Below are 16,326 nucleotides of genomic sequence, written 5' to 3'. Positions count from 1 at the left end.
CTGCCGCGTGCTCGGGAGACAGACTCACGATACCTGGCTAATGGAGGAAGCTCCAGATGGCAGTGTCGGTGGACGCTGAGGCAGACAAAATAGGCCGACACCGATCGCTGAGATCGCCGCAGAAGCCAGAAACACCTCCGACAGCGACATGCTGTGTGTCAATGCCGTGCTGAGAATCGGCGCGATGGTGCCGCGAATGCCAAACAGCAGGTAATGTAATCCGAATGCGGTGGCTTCGCGGCCCGGCGTCACTTTGAAGATGTACGCCATGCAGCCGATGTCCCAAGCTGCATCGCCGACACCGAGAAACATGCACGACACGATTACGCCAAAGTACGATCCGAAGAGGACGTACAACAGAGGCGCCAGCGTGTACGCAAGCATGCCCACAAACATCGCGACCCGCGGCGACCATTTGTCGATGAGCCACCCTAATGCAAAATAGGCGACGAGGAGTGCAACGTAGTAGGCGACCCGCGTCATGCCAATCTGATCGTTCGACAAGTTGAGCGTGTGTACTTGGTAGATTTGATAGATAGGACCTGCTAATAGATTGCCAAAACCAGTGGCCGTCGTCGCCGCCAAAAACAATGCAAGTGCACGGTTTTCGCGCACGAGTGACCACTGTCGGCGGGCGCTGGTGAGCAGTGATCTGCGCGATGCATCCGGTGCGCCCTGTGCGATTTCCGGGCGCGGTTCAACCTCGCGCACACGGCAGAAGAGGATCACAGAGGCGGTGCCAAAGAGTGCTGCCAAAATGAGCGGCCAGCGATCGCCGGTTGCCTGACTCCAGATACCAACGATGTAGGCGAGAGGGATCAGTAGGAATCCCTGTGCTACACGGACGTAGCCCATCAATCGCCCGCGCAAATGAGGGGGATATACGCGCGTGAGCAGCGAAGGATAGGCTGGCGCCTGAATGCCGTTCATAAAATTCACGACAAAGGAAATGAAGACAAAAACGAAGGGGGATAGGAATACCCCTGCGATCATGACGGACATTCGGCCTATGGTCAATGGCCAAAGCACAAACGGCTTGGGCGAACGCTGGCCCATCAGCCCTGCCCACAAGGGTGACAAGAGCATGCCGATGGCTGGGGCGGCGCTTAACAGACCGACATCCAGATTGGTGGCACCGTGGCGAATGGCCATCGGCGCGTAAAATTGATTGACGACAACGTTAAATAATGCAAAGAGTACGGAACCCCCAAAATCGATTTGAAAGTTGCGCCACGTTTCATGGCGCATCTGCATGCCGAGCCGGAAGGTAACCGCTTCTGAACCTGACAGCGCTTTCCTCATGTCTATCCCCAGTTGCCCGGGCGCCGTGGATGGCGCCCTTCGCGAATTGTGCTGCCGCCTGTCATGAGCGGCTGTTATGGGTGAGCGTCGCCTGGTTACGCGTCAAACCCAACCGCGCCACCGCATCGCCTCGGCGAACGGGCGAATCCCGACCATATATGCCGCCAAACGCGGTGATACGCCATACCGCTCCGCCGTGTCAAGAATGTTGTGAACGCTTTGCACCATCATGGCTTCCAAGCGTTGGTTGACCTCCTCCTCTGTCCAATAGAAGCCTTGATTGTTTTGCACCCATTCGAAGTACGATACCGTGACACCACCCGCGTTGGCAAGGACATCCGGGACGACGACGATGCCTCTGTCGTGCAAGATTTGATCCGCATCCGGTGTCGTCGGTCCGTTCGCCGCTTCGATGACCATGGACGCCTGTAGTTTCGGGGCATTGTCCGCGTGAATTTGGTTTTCCAAGGCCGCAGGGACGAGCACATCACAAGGTTGTACGAGAAACTCTTCTGTCGGAATGACGTTGGCAAGGCGCGGAGTGACCATGCCAAACGAGTCTTTCTGGTCGATCAGATCCGGAATGTTGAGTCCGCCCTCGCGGTAGACGCCGCCGCCGGCGTCACTGATGCCGACAATCGTCGCGCCCATCTCGTACAGGATGCGGGCGACGTTGCTGCCGACATTGCCGAATCCTTGTACCAATACTCGCAGGTCCTGAACATGCTTGCCAAGGCGTTCGGCCGCTTCGCGCAGCGCGATCGCCACGCCAAGTGCGGTCGCCGCTTCGCGCCCGCGCGAGCCGCCGAGAACCAACGGTTTGCCCGTAATAAAGCCAGGCGAGTCGGATTCGCGGATGCGGCTATATTCGTCGTACATCCAGGACATGATTTGCGCGTTCGTGTACACGTCGGGGGCCGGGATGTCCTTGGCCGGACCGACAATCTGGCTGATGGCACGAACATATCCACGGGCAAGCCGCTCTTGTTCCGCCAGGCTCATCGTGCGGGGATCGCACACGATCCCGCCCTTCGCTCCCCCGTAGGGCAGGTTGAAGATACCGCATTTGAGCGACATCCAGATCGAGAGTGCCTTGACCTCGTCCAGTGTGACGTCTGGATGAAAGCGGACGCCACCTTTGGTCGGTCCGATCGCGTCGTTGTGCTGCGCTCGATAGCCGGTGAAGACCTCGGTCCGCCCGTCGTCCATACGCACAGGGATTTGTACTGTCATGACGCGCAAAGGTTCGGCCAAAAGTTCGTAGACCGCCTGTTCGTAGCCCAGACGATCTAAAGCGTCGCGAATGGCTTCCTGCGTGTTGGTCAGGACGTTTGTCCCGTGCGCCGGCTTGTTGGCGCCGACAATCAAACGCTTGTTGACTGGATTGGAACTCATGTCCATCTCTCCTTGAGCTTTGCTTGGGCGGGAGGCGTGGGTTCATCGTGCTTCGCGTCCGCCCGCCGCTGCAATATCGACTCGACCTCGGTGCGATCCGGTGTGACAAACAACGTTCGCTGCTGATCGTAGAGGACGAAGCCCGGCCGTGCGCCGTTTGGCTTCCAGACGTTGCGCACTTCCGTAATATCGACAGGGACTGTCGCCGAGTCGCGTGCCCGACTGAAATAGGCGGCAAGCAACGCGGCTTCCTCAATAGTCGACTCGGGGATCCGTTCCGCCCGACCGCGCTCGATGACCACGTGCGAACCCGGTTCACCTTTGACGTGCAACCAGAGGTCGTGTTTGGCGCTCGCGCGCAAGGTGAGTCGGTCGTTCTGCAGGTTGTTGCGACCCACGCGGATGACGAACCCATCCTCTGAAAGATATGCAGCCGGTTTTCCCTCTGGATCGCGCGCCGTCTCGCGCCCGCGCCTGGAGCCTGCTTGTCGCCGTTGCGCTTTGGCCGTGAGAAAGCCCTGACTGATCAGCTCACGCCGGATCTGTTCCAAGTTGTCTAGCGATGTGTCGGCGAGCGATTGCATCACCGCTTCCAGGTACGCGAGATCGCGCTCGGTTTCCTCCATTTGTTGGGCGACCGCAGTTTGCGCGCGCTTGCGCTTCGTTGCGAGCTTGAAGTAGCGCTGCGCATTGGCGATGGCATCCAGCGCCGGATCGAGTTCAATCTGAAGCATCTCGCCATCGCGGTAATAATTCGGCAGTTCAACCCGGGAAGCTCCCTTTTGCACCACATACGCGTAAGCGGTTAACAGTTCTGCTTGAACGCGGTAGCGCTCTTCATCTGCGCTGTCCGCGAGCGAAGCTTCAAGCTTCACGCGTTTGCCGCGCAACCTGTCCATTTGATCCGCGACGACTCGCACGAGTTCGTCCTGCAGGCGGGAGTGATACAGTACCTCACCCGTATCCGCAAAACGGCGGCGGATGGCTTCGCTCATGTCCGGACAGTCGGCATACCGATTGCGATGCGTTACGAGGAAGGGAGCACACTCGACGGCTCGCCCCATCTCGTCGATCGCAACCGATGGCCTTTCTGTCCCCTTTTCGACAGAGGCGATCAGTTCTTCTGCGGAGCGAAGCACCGCTTCTCCTGCGTCCAGGGTGCTCATGTGACTTGCCCGAAACAGAATTTCACGCGCCGAAACGGGGCCGACTCCGGACAAGCGTTCGACGATGAGCATGACATTGGGACGACTCAACCAATGATCTGCATCGACTGCTGCGAACGATCCTTTGGTCAAGTCCTCAATGGCCTGCTTTGGTTGTGCCGGCGGCGGCACGTATGTGCAACCTGGCAACACTTCGCGATGGCGCGACATCGCCTCCGTGACGCGGACGATGGCGTCGACGACACCTTGGCTTCCGCTGTCGCTGGTACGGCACAAAATGACGTTGCTGTGGCGTCCCATCATCTCGCAAACCAGTGAATAGAGGCGCACATCGCCCAATTCGTCAATGGATTCGATGTGCAACTCAATGACGCGGTCCCATCCCTGTTGCTCGACGCCGACGATCCTGCCACCTTCCAGATGCTTGCGCAACAGCATGCAGAACATGGGGGGTTCCGGCGGATTGTCCGGTTTCTCGTTGGCCAAAAAGTGCATTCGTGCAAATTGTTTATGAGCCGAGACGAGCAGCCGCCGCGATCCTAAACCTGGAGAGCGCAAGGAAATGACGAGATCGCGTTCACCAGGTTGATGGATCTTTTCGATCTTCGCGCCGGTCAATACGCTGTTCAGTTCGTTGGCCAGACGTCGCATGGTTAGTCCATCCACGATCGATGCTCCTCTCCAAGAGGAGTATACCGCAGAATCCCTTCGCCTGCGCAGATGGACAGATATTTTGTCGTACGCCTCCGGACATGTTCCAGCTTGGCCAGGCATAGAGATTACGAGACAAGTTGGCGAAGGGGTGGCTCAGTTGGAACAGCACTGGCACGCGCTGAGTGATGCGGAATGCCTACAGGCGCTTGGTAGTTCCGCAAACGGTCTTTCCGCCGAGGACGTGGAAACAAGAAGGCGGACACACGGTTTGAATTTGTTGAGCGAGGGTACAAAGGTATCGCTGTTAACCGTGTTTTTGAACCAGTTTCGCGATTTCATGATCTTGGTCTTGCTCGCGGCGACGCTCATTTCCGGTCTGCTCGGCGAGTACACGGATGCGATCACGATTATCGCGATTATCGTGCTCAATGGCATTCTTGGTTTTGTTCAAGAGATTCGGGCAGAGCGGTCACTCGCGGCGCTCAAAGAACTGACGGCACCCGTAGCGCGCGTCCGCCGCGGCGGCAAGGTGATCGAAGTGCCGGCCAAAGAACTTGTCCCAGGAGACATCGTGTTGCTCGAAGACGGCGACAGGGTTCCGGCGGACGGGCGTATTCTCAAGGCCATCGCCTTCGACGTCGAGGAATCGGCATTGACGGGGGAGTCCGTCCCGGCGAGCAAAGATCCAAAGGCAGTGATTGAAGAGAACAGCAATCTGGGCGATCGAAAAAACATGGTGTACATGGGAACCATGGTCACGCGCGGCAAGGCCGAAGTCGTCGTGACAGCGATTGGCATGGGCACCGAGATGGGGAAAATCGCAGATTTGATGCAACAGTCGGAGGAGCAGCTGACACCGTTGCAGCAACGCCTGGATCAGCTGGGTAAGACATTGGTCTGGATTTCTCTGGGTATTACCGTGCTCGTCGTGATCGCCGGCGTGTTGCACGGTCACGCGCTCTACGAGATGTTCCTCGCTGGCGTCTCGCTGGCTGTTGCCGCCATCCCAGAAGGGCTTCCGGCCATTGTCACCATCGCGCTCGCCTTGGGCGTGCAGCGGATGATCAAACGCAACGCCATCGTTCGCAAATTGCCATCGGTCGAAACGCTTGGCTGTGCGACAGTCATCTGTTCGGATAAGACGGGGACGCTGACGCAAAATCGGATGACGGTACAGAAGTTGTTCGCCGACGGTACCTATGTGACGGTCACCGGAAGCGGGTATCAACAGACCGGCGACTTTTTGATTGACAATCACAAAATTGATCCCAACAAGCGACCTGCGCTCAAGAGCCTCGTCGAAATTGCAGCAGCTTGTAACAATGCCGCATTGATCGAGAAGGAGGTCGAAGGTGGCGTCGACTACGCGGTCCAGGGCGATCCGACAGAAGGCGCCTTGCTTGTGCTGGCCCGCAAAGCTGGGTTTCTCGATGCCGCGGCGGTTTACGAGCGGGTGGGCGAGCAGCCGTTTGATTCGGATCGCAAGCTCATGTCCGTATTGGTGAAGGCGGGCACGGACGTGTTTGCGTTCGTCAAAGGTGCACCTGATATCTTGCTCGATCGCTGCAGCCGCGTTCTCGCAGGTGGGCGGGAGGAATCCCTCGGCCAAAACATGCGCAAGCAAATTCAGGCGGCCAATCTCGAGATGGCCGAAGGTGCCATGCGCAACCTCGCATTTGCCTACCGCAAGTTTCCGAACATAGAGGCCGCGCGGGAAGCGGAGTGGGAGCGGGAATTGGTATTCGTCGGGCTGTGCGGCATGATCGATCCGCCGCGGGAAGAAGTGAAGGGTGCCATCGCGACCGCGCGCAGCGCAGGCATCCGTACCGTGATGATTACGGGCGACCACCAAGTGACGGCGATGGCGATCGCGAAAGAGCTCGAGATTTTGCCGACAAATGGGCGCGTTATGACCGGCGTCGAATTGGACGCAATCGATGACGAGAAACTCGCGAAACTGGTCAACGATGTTTATGTCTACGCTCGGGTAACGCCGGAACATAAGCTGCGCATCGTCCGCGCGCTGCAGGCCAACGCGCATGTGGTGGCGATGACGGGCGACGGTGTCAACGATGCTCCAGCGATTAAGCAGGCCGATATCGGGATCGCCATGGGACAGTCCGGTACCGACGTCGCCAAGGAGGCCTCGAGCCTTGTCCTTGCCGACGACAACTTCGCGACCATCGTCGCGGCTGTCGAAGAGGGCCGCGGCATCTACGACAACATCAAAAAGTTTATTCGCTACCTGCTCGCTTCCAACGTCGGCGAGATCGTGACCATGTTTGCCGCGATGCTCGCAGGGTTACCGCTGCCGCTGGCTCCGATCCAAATTCTATGGGTCAATTTGGTGACAGATGGTTTGCCTGCGATCGCGCTTGGCGTGGACTCGCCAGAGGGCGACATCATGAAGCGCCGCCCGCGCGATGTCCATGAAGGCATTTTCGCGAAAGGCATGGCGACCAAGATTCTTTCGCGCGGCATCCTTATCGGTTTGGTGACGCTTGCGGTCTTTGTCTGGTCCTTAAAAACAGACAAGAATCTAGCCCATGCGCAGACGATGGCATATGCGACGTTGACGATGGCACAGTTGATTCTCGTCTTCGACTGCAGAAGCCTCGAAGGCGGCATTATGAAGCGCAATCCGCTCGGCAACGTGTGGTTGATCTTGGCGGTCATCTCTTCGGTCGTGCTGTTTGCCTTTACCATTTACGTGCCCAAGCTCGCCAAAGCGTTCCACACGGTACCATTAGGTCTGACGGATGGGATCATTGTCCTTGTGCTCGCCGCGATTCCGACGTTCGCCCTGTCGATCCGTCGCCTGGGACGCAACGCGTTGCGTCCCAAAGGTGGTGCCAACGATAACAGGCAGGCCGCCTGATGTTCAGCAAATTGCCCGCCGCCCCAGTGCATTGTAGAATGTTGGGGAACATTCTGACGGGGGTAGCGACATGGCGTTTCGCAGCATGACTGGGTTCGGCCGTAGTCAGGGCAAGGTGGGCCCGTACGACGTGGCACTTGAGGTGAAGTCGGTCAATCACCGCTTTTCGGAATTCACGGTTCGGCTGCCGCGCGAGTGGGCAGCGTTTGAAGAAGGCCTGCGCAGCCGTTTACAATCTGCTGTGTCTCGCGGCCGGGTCGACGTGTTCGTCAACGTGGCGGACTTCGCGGTGACAGATGCCCATATAGATGTCAATTGGCCCTTGCTCGACGCCTTGCTGGCAGTCGAGCAAGGGCTTGCCGCGCGTCTTGGGGGGCGCGTCGAGCCGCAAACCGCACGCGACTGGCTGATGTATCCGGGCGTATTGATCCAACGGAAGGCGGCGTTGGATGAAACCGAAATGGCAGCTCGTCTGGGCAGCCTGCTGGACGCCGCTCTCGCGCAGCTCGTGAAGGCGCGCCGCGACGAGGGAGCGCGCCTCGCTGAAAATTGCGAAGGGAAATTGGCCATGCTGGAAGAACACCTGTCTATCGTGCAAGCGAGAGGCCCCGTGGCCATCGAGGAGAAACGGCAGGCGCTTGCACGCCGGGTCGCCGAGCTTGGCATCGAGATCGACCAGACACGCATGGCGCAGGAAGTCGTGCTGTTTGCTGAACGCAGTGCGATCGATGAAGAACTTGTGCGGCTTCAAAGCCATGTTGCGGCGTTTCGCGAGGCCATGACAAAGGACGAGCCGGTAGGAAGGCGACTGGATTTTTTGGTTCAAGAGATGCACCGCGAGATCAACACGATTGGCTCAAAATCGACGGATCCGGATATCTCACAGCGCGTGGTCGAAATGAAAGTGATTGTCGAACAGCTGCGGGAGCAGGTGCAAAACGTTGAATAGCCATTCTCCACTTGGCTTTGTGCAAGAGTCGTTATACAATGATGGGTAGTTTGGATTTTTTGATACGAGCGTGTAGATAGGCAACGGGGCTGGTCTTATGCCACTTGCCCTTGTCCGTTTGGGGTGAACAAGCATGATTTATCCGTCTATTGATCGTCTTTTGGAAGTGTGCGACAGCAAATACGCGCTGGTGGTTTTGACCGCAAAGCGCGCACGTAAATTGCAGACGGAAACGATGAACCAACCGGGTTCGTCGACGACGCGCAACGTCAGCCGTGCGCTGTGGGAGATCAACGACGGTAGCATCCGTTACAGTCGAGTTGAACCAGCGTCGCATTAATTTTGTGCCAACGGGAGAGGCAGGGCAACCGCGCGTTGTTCTGCCTCTCTTCGTGATGGGTGAGTACGGTTAAAGGGGGGCGGAGGATGGAGCCCAAAACCATTCTTGTCGGCGTCGGCGGCGGTATCGCAGCGTATAAATCGGCCGCGCTCTGCTCGTTGCTTGTGAAGCGAGGGTATGACGTGCAGGCGCTGATGACCGAACACGCGACGCGTTTCATTCAACCACTAACTTTGCAGGCCTTGACCAAGCATCCTGTCATTTTCGACACGTTTGCGGAGCCCAACCCGTCCGAGATCGCGCATATCGCAGTTGCGGACCGCGCCGCGTTGTACGTGATCGCGCCGGCTACGGCCAATTTGATCGGAAAGCTGGCGCATGGTTTGGCGGATGACATGGTGACGACGACCGCCCTCGCGGCGACGTGTCCGACTGTGATCGCGCCAGCCATGAATGTACACATGTATGAACATCCGGCAGTTCAGGCCAATCTGGCGACACTTCGGCAACGCGGCAACTTGGTGCTTGACCCCGGTGAGGGACCGCTCGCCTGCGGGTACACGGGCAAGGGCAGGATGCCGGAACCGGAAGACATCGCGGAAGTCATCGAGGCGCTGCTTCATCAAGAGCGCGATCTCGCCGGATTGCGCATCGTGGTCACCGCCGGACCGACCGTCGAAGATATCGATCCGGTGCGCTATCTAACCAACCGTTCGAGCGGCAAGATGGGCTATGCCATCGCGCAGCAGGCGGTTGCTCGCGGTGCGCAGGTGACTCTGGTGAGTGGGCCGACACACTTGCAGCCTGTTCCGGGCGCGGAGATGCTGTACGTTCGTTCGACTGACGAAATGTTGGCAGGTGTCCAGCGCGCGATGGAACATGCCGATGTACTCATTGCAGCAGCCGCTCCAGCCGATTTCCGGCCAGCTGTATGCTACGAACACAAGTGGAAGAAATCACAAGGCTTAATGCATATCGATCTTGTCGAAACACCGGATATTCTCGCCATCATGAGCCAACGTCGGCGGCGCGGGCAGACGATCGTCGGCTTTGCGGCCGAGACGCGCGATCCGGTTCAGTACGGTAGAAAAAAGCTCGAGGAGAAGGGGCTTGACCTGATTGTCATCAACGACGTCAGCAAGCCTGGAGCGGGTTTTGACGTCGATACCAACCAAGTGACCTTGGTGACCAGATCTGGCGATGTCAACGAACTGCCCATGATGGCCAAGTACCGTGTGGCAGATCAGATTCTGTCGCGGATCAAGGACCTGCGGGCACAGCTCGGTGGCGAACAAGGCGCATGAGCTACCGCGTCGTAGAGGTCGTCATCGACGCGCCGGGCCTGTTTTTGGACAAGCGGTTCGACTACGTGCTCCCGCCTGCGCTCGCCTCCAGTGTGCGACCTGGGATGCGCGTTGTCGTGCCGTTCCGATCCGCATGGAAGGCAGGTGTCGTCTGGCGCGTGCGCAGCGAGCCGGAAGTCTCATCGCGCATTCGCACCGTCGCTTCTGTTGTCGATCGCGAGCCGGTTCTGACCGAGGAACAACTCCGGCTCGCCGAGTGGCTCTGTGAACGATACGCCGCGACCTTGCCCGAGGCGCTGTCAGCCATCTTGCCCGGGGCATTTCGCGTCACTGGACGTTTGCAGTTGCGGGCGGCAAGCGGGGTGGACGTGCCCGACGACGTTCTGGCATCGTCGACCTGGCGCTTAGTTGCACGGGAGAAGCCGGACGATCACGCCGTGGCCAAGCTCGGTGCAGCCGCCAAGGCGCAAATCGAGGCGTGGGTGGAACTGGGCTACTTGGAGCGCGTTCTGCACGTGTCCGAACAGGTGCAAGCGCGCTTGCAGTCGTTTTTGGCTGCGACAAAGGCCCCGGATGAATTGCTGCGAGCGGCGGCAGAGCGCGAAGCGCGGGCGCCTCGCCAAGCGGCTTTGTTGCGCCAGTTGGCCTTGACCGGGGAATTGGCTTGGGAGCGTAAAGCATATCATCGGACCACTGTACAACCGCTTGTCGCGGCCGGGCTCGTAAGTGTCGAGGAGCGACCCATCTCGCGATATGCGTGGCCGGATCGCGATGTGCGTCCGGCGCCGGAATTGACCGTGCACCAGGCTCGTGCAATGGCTCGCCTGACACAGTTGATACAAGCGCCTGGCTTGCGCATGGCCGTTGTCCACGGAGTCACCGGCAGCGGCAAGACGGAAGTGTACATGCGCACCATCGCAGATGTCATTGGCCAAGGCAGGCAGGCCGTGCTGCTCGTTCCCGAAATTGCCTTGACGCCGCAGATGGTGGGCCGCTTTCACAGCCGATTTGGCGATCGCATCGCCGTTTTGCATTCCGCGCTCTCACAGGGTGAGCGGCGCGACGAGTGGGCGCGCATTCTGCGCGGCGAGGCGAGCATCGTGATTGGTGCTCGTTCAGCCGTGTTTGCACCTGTTCGCGATTTGGGATTGATCATCGTCGACGAGGAACACGAGCCCTCGTACAAGCAGGAGGACGCGCCACATTATGACGCGCGCGAAGTGGCTATCAGGCGGGCCGAAGCGGCGGCAGCCGCAGTGGTGTTCGGATCGGCGACGCCGTCCTTGTGGGCAATTCGCCAAGTGGAGGACGGGTGCGCCACTTTGGTGTCATTGCCGCAGCGGGCGAACGGCAGGCCTTTACCGCGGGTCGAAATTGTCGATATGCGGGAAGAATTGCGGATCGGAAACAAGTCGCTGTTTAGCGAGCGGTTGCAGCAAGAATTGGAGGCAACCGTGCGTTCCGGTTTGCAAGCCATTTTGTTCCTCAATCGGCGAGGTTATGCGAGTTCAACGCTGTGCCGCGCCTGCGGGGACGGTGTCCAGTGTCCACACTGCGACATCCATTTGACGGTGCATCGCGCGGATACAGGGATGCGGCTGGTATGTCATTACTGTGGGTATGAGCAATCGTACAGCGATTGCTGCCCGGCGTGCGGCGAGCGCGCCCTGCGCGCGTTTGGCATCGGTACGGAGCAGATTGAAGCCGCGATCGCGGCACTTTGGCCGGATTTTCGCGTGTTGCGCATGGATGTCGATACCACTCGCAAGAAGGGTGCACTGCAACGAATGGTCGCCGACTTTGAGGCAGGTCGTGCGGACGTTCTCATCGGCACTCAGATGATTGCCAAGGGATTGGATTTTCCGCGCGTGCGGCTGGTTGGTGTCGTCGCTGCCGATACGATGTTGACATTGCCCGACTACCGCGCGCATGAGCGGACGTTTCAGTTGTTGACGCAAGTGGCTGGCCGCGCGGGCCGTGCCGAGACTGACGGCGTGACGCTCATCCAGACGTATCGCCCTGAGCATTTTGCCATCCAAGCAGCGGCTGCACATGATTTTGCGGCCTTTTATCGAGAAGAACGCAGTCAGCGTGAATTTTTCACGTATCCACCGTTTTGCGAACTTGCTGTATTTCTGGCGTCGCATCCAGACGAGCGGGTCGCGCGTGGCGCGGCGATGCGGTTTGAGCGTGAGTTGCGCCGTTCGGGTGCCATTGTGCACATGACGATCTTGCCCGCGTCGCCAAGTGGAATTCGGCGAATCGACAACCTGTATCGGTATCAGGTTGTGCTAAAGTATGGTCGGTGGCAAGATGTAGGGCACGATGTTATACAAAGCTATCGCTTGGTCAAGGAGCGGATGAATCGTTTGGGGGGCAGTTGCCGCCTGGACGTCAACGCACAGAGAATCGGCTAGGCGCCATGAATTTTGTACTGAAGGAGGCCGTATCATGGCCATTCGCATCATTCGCAAAGGGGAAGATCAGGCCTTGCGCCAAAAGGCGAAGCCTGTCACACAGTTTGGACCAGCTATCCATAAATTGCTCGACGACATGGCGGAGACGATGTACCACGCTGATGGCATTGGCCTCGCTGCCAATCAAATCGGGATTCTCAAGCGGTTGGTCGTCATCGATGTGGCGCCTGCTGAGGACAGCTTTGCGAAACACGCTTGGATTGAATTGGTGAATCCAGAAATCATCGCGCGCGAAGGCGAGCAACACGAGCGTGAAGCGTGTCTGTCATTGCCTGGGCTCTCGGGTATTGTCCAGCGTGCCGCCTATGTCAAGGTGCGAGCACAGGATCGAAATGGGGAATTCTTTGAGGTAGAGGGGCGCGATCTGTTGGCTCGCTGTTTGCAACATGAGATCGACCATCTCGACGGCATTCTGTTTATCGATTATCTGCGCCCGGATCAAATCGAGCGGGCGACGGTCGGGGAGCGCTCCTAATGCCTGTGCGCGCTCTCTTTATGGGCACTCCAGACTTCGCCTTGCCGTCGCTCGAAGCCCTCGTGCGTCTCTCCTGGGATGTATGCGTGGTCACACAACCGGATCGCCCAGCCGGGCGAAAGCGGCTTTTGACGCCACCGCCAGTCAAACGGCGCGCGCTCGAACTTGGCTTGCGCGTGTTGCAGCCGGAGAAAGTGGGCAGCCCTGATAGTGTACGCGCGTTGGCTGAATGGGGGGCGGACATCCTGGTCACGGCGGCGTATGGACAACTGCTGCCCGAGCGGGTGCTCAATCTCGCGAAGGCCGGTGCGGTCAACGTCCACGCGTCGTTGCTCCCGCGCTGGCGTGGAGCGGCGCCAATTCAGCGAGCTATTCTTGCCGGCGATACAAAAACCGGCGTTACACTCATGGAAATGGTGCGCGCATTGGATGCCGGGCCGATGATCGCGCAGCGCGAGTTGCCGATTGACCCCGATGTCACGGCTGGGGAACTGCACGACAGCTTGGCGTTGCTTGGCGGCCAAATGTGCGAAGAAGTTCTGCCCGCCTATGTGCGCGGTGAGCTTCAGGCCGTTCCGCAGCCTGAGGCGGGTGTGACATACGCCGAGAAACTTACACGCCGTGACGAGTGGATCGATTGGCGGCGCTCTGCAGATGCCATCGCCCTGCAGGTACGCGCGATGGCACCGTGGCCTGGAGCCAGCGCGATCGGGCCCGACGGCCGGCAGTTAAAAATCTTGCGTGGTTATGTCGGCACCGGCGATTTGCCAGGTGAATCGGGTTTGGCTCGCCGCAACGGTGACACGGCGGTTGTCGCCTGCGGCACAGGTGTCTACGTCGTGGAGCAAGTGCAACCCGCGGGCAAGCGACCGATGAGCGCAGGCGCCTGGCTCGCCGGCTTGCGTACCGATACAGTGGCTTTTGAAAGGATCGACGCACGTGATCTCTCCAGCTAGATGGACCGCATATCACACGCTCGTGCGTGTGGCAAAAGACCAGGCGTATGTGAACCTGGCATTGCAGCATGCGCTGGCCAAACGCGAACTGAGCGATCGCGATAAGGCTTTGGCGACGGAAATTGCGTACGGAACTGTTCGCCGCCAGTTGACCATCGATCAGCTGCTTGCGCCGTACGTGCGCCGCGGCCTAAGGTCTATGGAAAGCGAGACCTTGACCATCTTGCGCATGAGCGTCTACCAGCTAAGCTGGCTGTCTAAGCTGCCAGCTTACGCGGTGACGAGCGATGCGGTCGAACTGGCCAAGCGGGTCAATCCGCGATCCGCATCGTTTGTCAATGCCGTATTGCGCAGCTATCTGCGGGACGGAACGGATTGGGAGAAGCGACTCGACTCTCTGCGGGAGGACTTTGATGACATCGCCCAATTGTCCTTGCTGCACAGCTATCCGCGTTGGATGGTTACAAGGCTGGTTGCCACTTATGGCAGAGAGCGTGCAGATGCCATACTGGCGGCGGGCAATCGTCCCGGAGTGACGAGCGTGCGTGTCAATGCCCTGCGAGCCTCGGTCGAATCCGTCACGTCGGCGCTTGCTGCGCAAGGCATTGTCGATATCGAGCGGGGATCGCTGTATGACGGGGCCCTGCGGATCATGGGCGCGATCGATGTCGAGCGCCTGGACCTCTATCGCGATGGGCTGCTGACCGTACAGGATGAGGGGGCGATGTTGATTGCACCTTTGCTGCGGCCCGAACCGGGCATGCGCATCCTCGACATGTGCGCTGCACCTGGCGGCAAGACGACACAAATCGCCGAACTCATGCGCGACACAGGCGTAATCGACGCTTACGACGTATACATGGCCAAGGTGCAGACCATTGCGGATGCCTGCTCGCGCCTGCATATCGCGAGCGTGCGCGCACGCCTTGGCGACGGTCGCGACGTGCTTGGCGATCCGCCGTATGACGCGGTGCTCGTCGACGCCCCGTGCAGCGGGCTTGGCGTGATGCGGCGACGTCCGGATATTCGCCAACGGCGGACGGAAGCCGACGTGGCCGCTTTGACGGCCTTGCAGGCAGATCTCTTGCGCCATGCCTGCCGGATCGTCAAGCCGGGCGGCTACGTCGTGTATGCGACGTGTACACTGTTGCCGGAGGAAAATGAGCAAGTGGTCTTGCGCGTGATCGATGAACTAGAGGGTGCGGTCTCCTTGGATGATATCGCAGGCGATTTGCCCGCATCCCTGGCGGATCGCGTTACGGTTGGCCTGACCCTGACACCTGAAATGTTTGCAACGGATGGATTTTACATGGCGCGGTTGCGGCGAAATTGAGGAGGTGAAATGCGTGATTCACTTGTATAACTTTACACTTGCTGAATTGAAGGATTGGCTTGCCCGTGAATTCGGGGAAAAGCCGTATCGAGCGGTACAACTGTTCGAGTGGATGTATCAAAAGCGGGCGACGCGATTCGAAGAGATGACGAATTTGCCGAAAGCCTTGCGGGAGGCGCTGTCCGAACGGGCTTTTTTGCGCAGTGCCAAAGAGGTGGTGCGTCAGGATTCGAAGGTCGATCCGACGTCGAAATTCCTGCTCGAATGGCCGGATGGCGTAACCGTCGAGACGGTGCTCATGCGCCATAACTACGGGAACAGCGTCTGTGTGTCCTCGCAGGTCGGTTGCAAAATGGGTTGCACGTTTTGCGCTTCGACGCTGGGTGGCATGATCCGCCAGATGCAGGCAGGCGAGATGGTCGAACAGCTGATGTACAGCCAATCGCTGCTCGACAGTCAGGGTGGGCGCGTATCTTCTATTGTTCTCATGGGCTCCGGTGAGCCTATGGACAATTATGACAACGTCATGCGCTTTATCGACATCGTCAGCGACGCGCATGGACTCAACATCGGCCAGCGTCACATTACCATTTCGACGGTGGGACTCGTGCCAGGCATTCGTCGCCTCGCCGACGAAGGGAGGCCCATCACGCTTGCGGTGTCGTTACATGCAGCAAACGATGAGCTGCGCGGCCGAATGATGCCGGTGAACAAGGCGTACCCGATTGCCAAGCTGATGGAAGCATGTCATTATTACTATCAAAAAACAGGGAAGCGCATTTCTTTCGAATACGCACTGGTGGCCGGACAAAATGATAGTCTCGAATGTGCGCGAGAGTTGGCCGAGTTGATTCGCGGTCTGCCGTGCCACGTCAATCTCATTCCGGTGAACTACGTGCCGGAGCGCCAGTATCGGCGCACCGAGAGGAAGCAGATTTACGCGTTTTGGAATGCATTGCAAGAAGCGGGCATCAACGCGACGATCCGACGCGAAATGGGACATGACATCGCGGCGGCGTGCGGTCAGTTGCGCGCTCAACATATGAATCGGCGAGCGTGATGATACGCTCGGTTCGTTTCAACATTGAGGTGTTGGC

Annotated in this window: 12 protein-coding genes; 9 read left to right on the top strand and 3 right to left on the bottom strand. The window is 58.8% G+C overall.

What is annotated here, in order from left to right; genetic code table 11:
- Positions 1 to 24: 24 nt before the first annotated feature.
- The 3 genes from C7445_RS07655 to C7445_RS07645 form a co-directional block, all read right to left on the bottom strand.
- Positions 25 to 1,302, bottom strand: coding sequence for an MFS transporter (locus tag C7445_RS07655; protein WP_134159496.1), 1,278 nt, complete (start codon positions 1,300 to 1,302; stop codon positions 25 to 27).
- A gap of 102 nt (positions 1,303 to 1,404) precedes the next feature.
- On the bottom strand, positions 1,405 to 2,697 hold the full coding sequence (locus C7445_RS07650) for a Glu/Leu/Phe/Val family dehydrogenase (RefSeq protein WP_243835048.1): 1,293 nt from the start codon (positions 2,695 to 2,697) through the stop codon (positions 1,405 to 1,407).
- A complete protein-coding gene (locus C7445_RS07645) occupies positions 2,694 to 4,529 on the bottom strand; it encodes an Rqc2 family fibronectin-binding protein (protein WP_134159495.1) in 1,836 nt (611 codons plus the stop codon). Before C7445_RS07645 ends, C7445_RS07650 begins: the two co-directional genes overlap by 4 nt.
- A 145-nt stretch (positions 4,530 to 4,674) precedes the next feature.
- Here C7445_RS07645 and C7445_RS07640 point away from each other — a divergent pair, with 145 nt between their 5' ends.
- The 9 genes from C7445_RS07640 to rlmN all read left to right on the top strand — a co-directional run bounded on the left by C7445_RS07640 (position 4,675) and on the right by rlmN (position 16,289).
- Positions 4,675 to 7,395, top strand: a complete 2,721-nt coding sequence (locus C7445_RS07640) for a calcium-translocating P-type ATPase, SERCA-type (protein WP_134159494.1) — start codon at positions 4,675 to 4,677, stop codon at positions 7,393 to 7,395.
- Positions 7,396 to 7,465: 70 nt separating this feature from the next.
- Positions 7,466 to 8,344, top strand: coding sequence for a YicC/YloC family endoribonuclease (locus C7445_RS07635; protein ID WP_134159493.1), 879 nt, complete (start codon positions 7,466 to 7,468; stop codon positions 8,342 to 8,344).
- A 133-nt stretch (positions 8,345 to 8,477) separates the two neighbouring features.
- On the top strand, positions 8,478 to 8,684 hold the full coding sequence (rpoZ, locus tag C7445_RS07630; protein WP_134159492.1) for a DNA-directed RNA polymerase subunit omega: 207 nt from the start codon (positions 8,478 to 8,480) through the stop codon (positions 8,682 to 8,684).
- Between the two features lie 86 nt (positions 8,685 to 8,770).
- Positions 8,771 to 9,988 (top strand): bifunctional phosphopantothenoylcysteine decarboxylase/phosphopantothenate--cysteine ligase CoaBC, encoded by a 1,218-nt coding sequence (gene coaBC, locus C7445_RS07625; RefSeq protein WP_134159491.1) that lies wholly within the window; start codon positions 8,771 to 8,773, stop codon positions 9,986 to 9,988.
- Complete coding sequence (gene priA, locus C7445_RS07620) at positions 9,985 to 12,405, top strand: primosomal protein N' (protein WP_134159490.1); 2,421 nt, start codon at positions 9,985 to 9,987, stop codon at positions 12,403 to 12,405. The genes coaBC and priA overlap by 4 nt, the downstream gene beginning before the upstream one ends.
- Before the next feature lie 34 nt (positions 12,406 to 12,439).
- A complete protein-coding gene (gene def / locus C7445_RS07615) occupies positions 12,440 to 12,940 on the top strand; it encodes a peptide deformylase (protein WP_134159489.1) in 501 nt (166 codons plus the stop codon).
- Positions 12,940 to 13,896: a methionyl-tRNA formyltransferase gene (gene fmt / locus C7445_RS07610; protein WP_243835047.1), complete on the top strand. Its 957-nt coding sequence runs from the start codon at positions 12,940 to 12,942 to the stop codon at positions 13,894 to 13,896. Before def ends, fmt begins: the two co-directional genes overlap by 1 nt.
- Positions 13,880 to 15,229: a 16S rRNA (cytosine(967)-C(5))-methyltransferase RsmB gene (rsmB, locus tag C7445_RS07605; protein ID WP_134159488.1), complete on the top strand. Its 1,350-nt coding sequence runs from the start codon at positions 13,880 to 13,882 to the stop codon at positions 15,227 to 15,229. The genes fmt and rsmB overlap by 17 nt, the downstream gene beginning before the upstream one ends.
- The gene (gene rlmN / locus C7445_RS07600) at positions 15,195 to 16,289 is read left to right on the top strand and encodes a dual-specificity RNA methyltransferase RlmN (RefSeq protein ID WP_243835046.1); all 1,095 of its coding nucleotides are present in this window, start codon (positions 15,195 to 15,197) and stop codon (positions 16,287 to 16,289) included. The genes rsmB and rlmN overlap by 35 nt, the downstream gene beginning before the upstream one ends.
- The last annotated feature ends 37 nt before the right edge of the window (positions 16,290 to 16,326 follow it).

It is taken from the genome of Alicyclobacillus sacchari, assembly GCF_004366795.1.
Classification (GTDB): domain Bacteria; phylum Bacillota; class Bacilli; order Alicyclobacillales; family Alicyclobacillaceae; genus Alicyclobacillus; species Alicyclobacillus sacchari.
The sequence above is the reverse complement of the archived record's forward strand: the minus strand, read 5'-3'. Positions and strand labels throughout refer to the sequence as shown.

Bases quoted from the DNA above. Each gene is read 5' to 3' on its own strand.
- def (WP_134159489.1), top strand. From the start codon at position 12,440: ATGGCCATTCGCATCATTCGCAAAGGGGAAGATCAGGCCTTGCGCCAA.
- C7445_RS07655 (WP_134159496.1), bottom strand. From the start codon at position 1,302: ATGAGGAAAGCGCTGTCAGGTTCAGAAGCGGTTACCTTCCGGCTCGGC.
- C7445_RS07650 (WP_243835048.1), bottom strand. From the start codon at position 2,697: ATGAGTTCCAATCCAGTCAACAAGCGTTTGATTGTCGGCGCCAACAAG.
- rpoZ (WP_134159492.1), top strand. From the start codon at position 8,478: ATGATTTATCCGTCTATTGATCGTCTTTTGGAAGTGTGCGACAGCAAA.
- C7445_RS07635 (WP_134159493.1), top strand. From the start codon at position 7,466: ATGGCGTTTCGCAGCATGACTGGGTTCGGCCGTAGTCAGGGCAAGGTG.
- rlmN (WP_243835046.1), top strand. From the start codon at position 15,195: ATGGATTTTACATGGCGCGGTTGCGGCGAAATTGAGGAGGTGAAATGC.
- coaBC (WP_134159491.1), top strand. From the start codon at position 8,771: ATGGAGCCCAAAACCATTCTTGTCGGCGTCGGCGGCGGTATCGCAGCG.
- fmt (WP_243835047.1), top strand. From the start codon at position 12,940: ATGCCTGTGCGCGCTCTCTTTATGGGCACTCCAGACTTCGCCTTGCCG.
- priA (WP_134159490.1), top strand. From the start codon at position 9,985: ATGAGCTACCGCGTCGTAGAGGTCGTCATCGACGCGCCGGGCCTGTTT.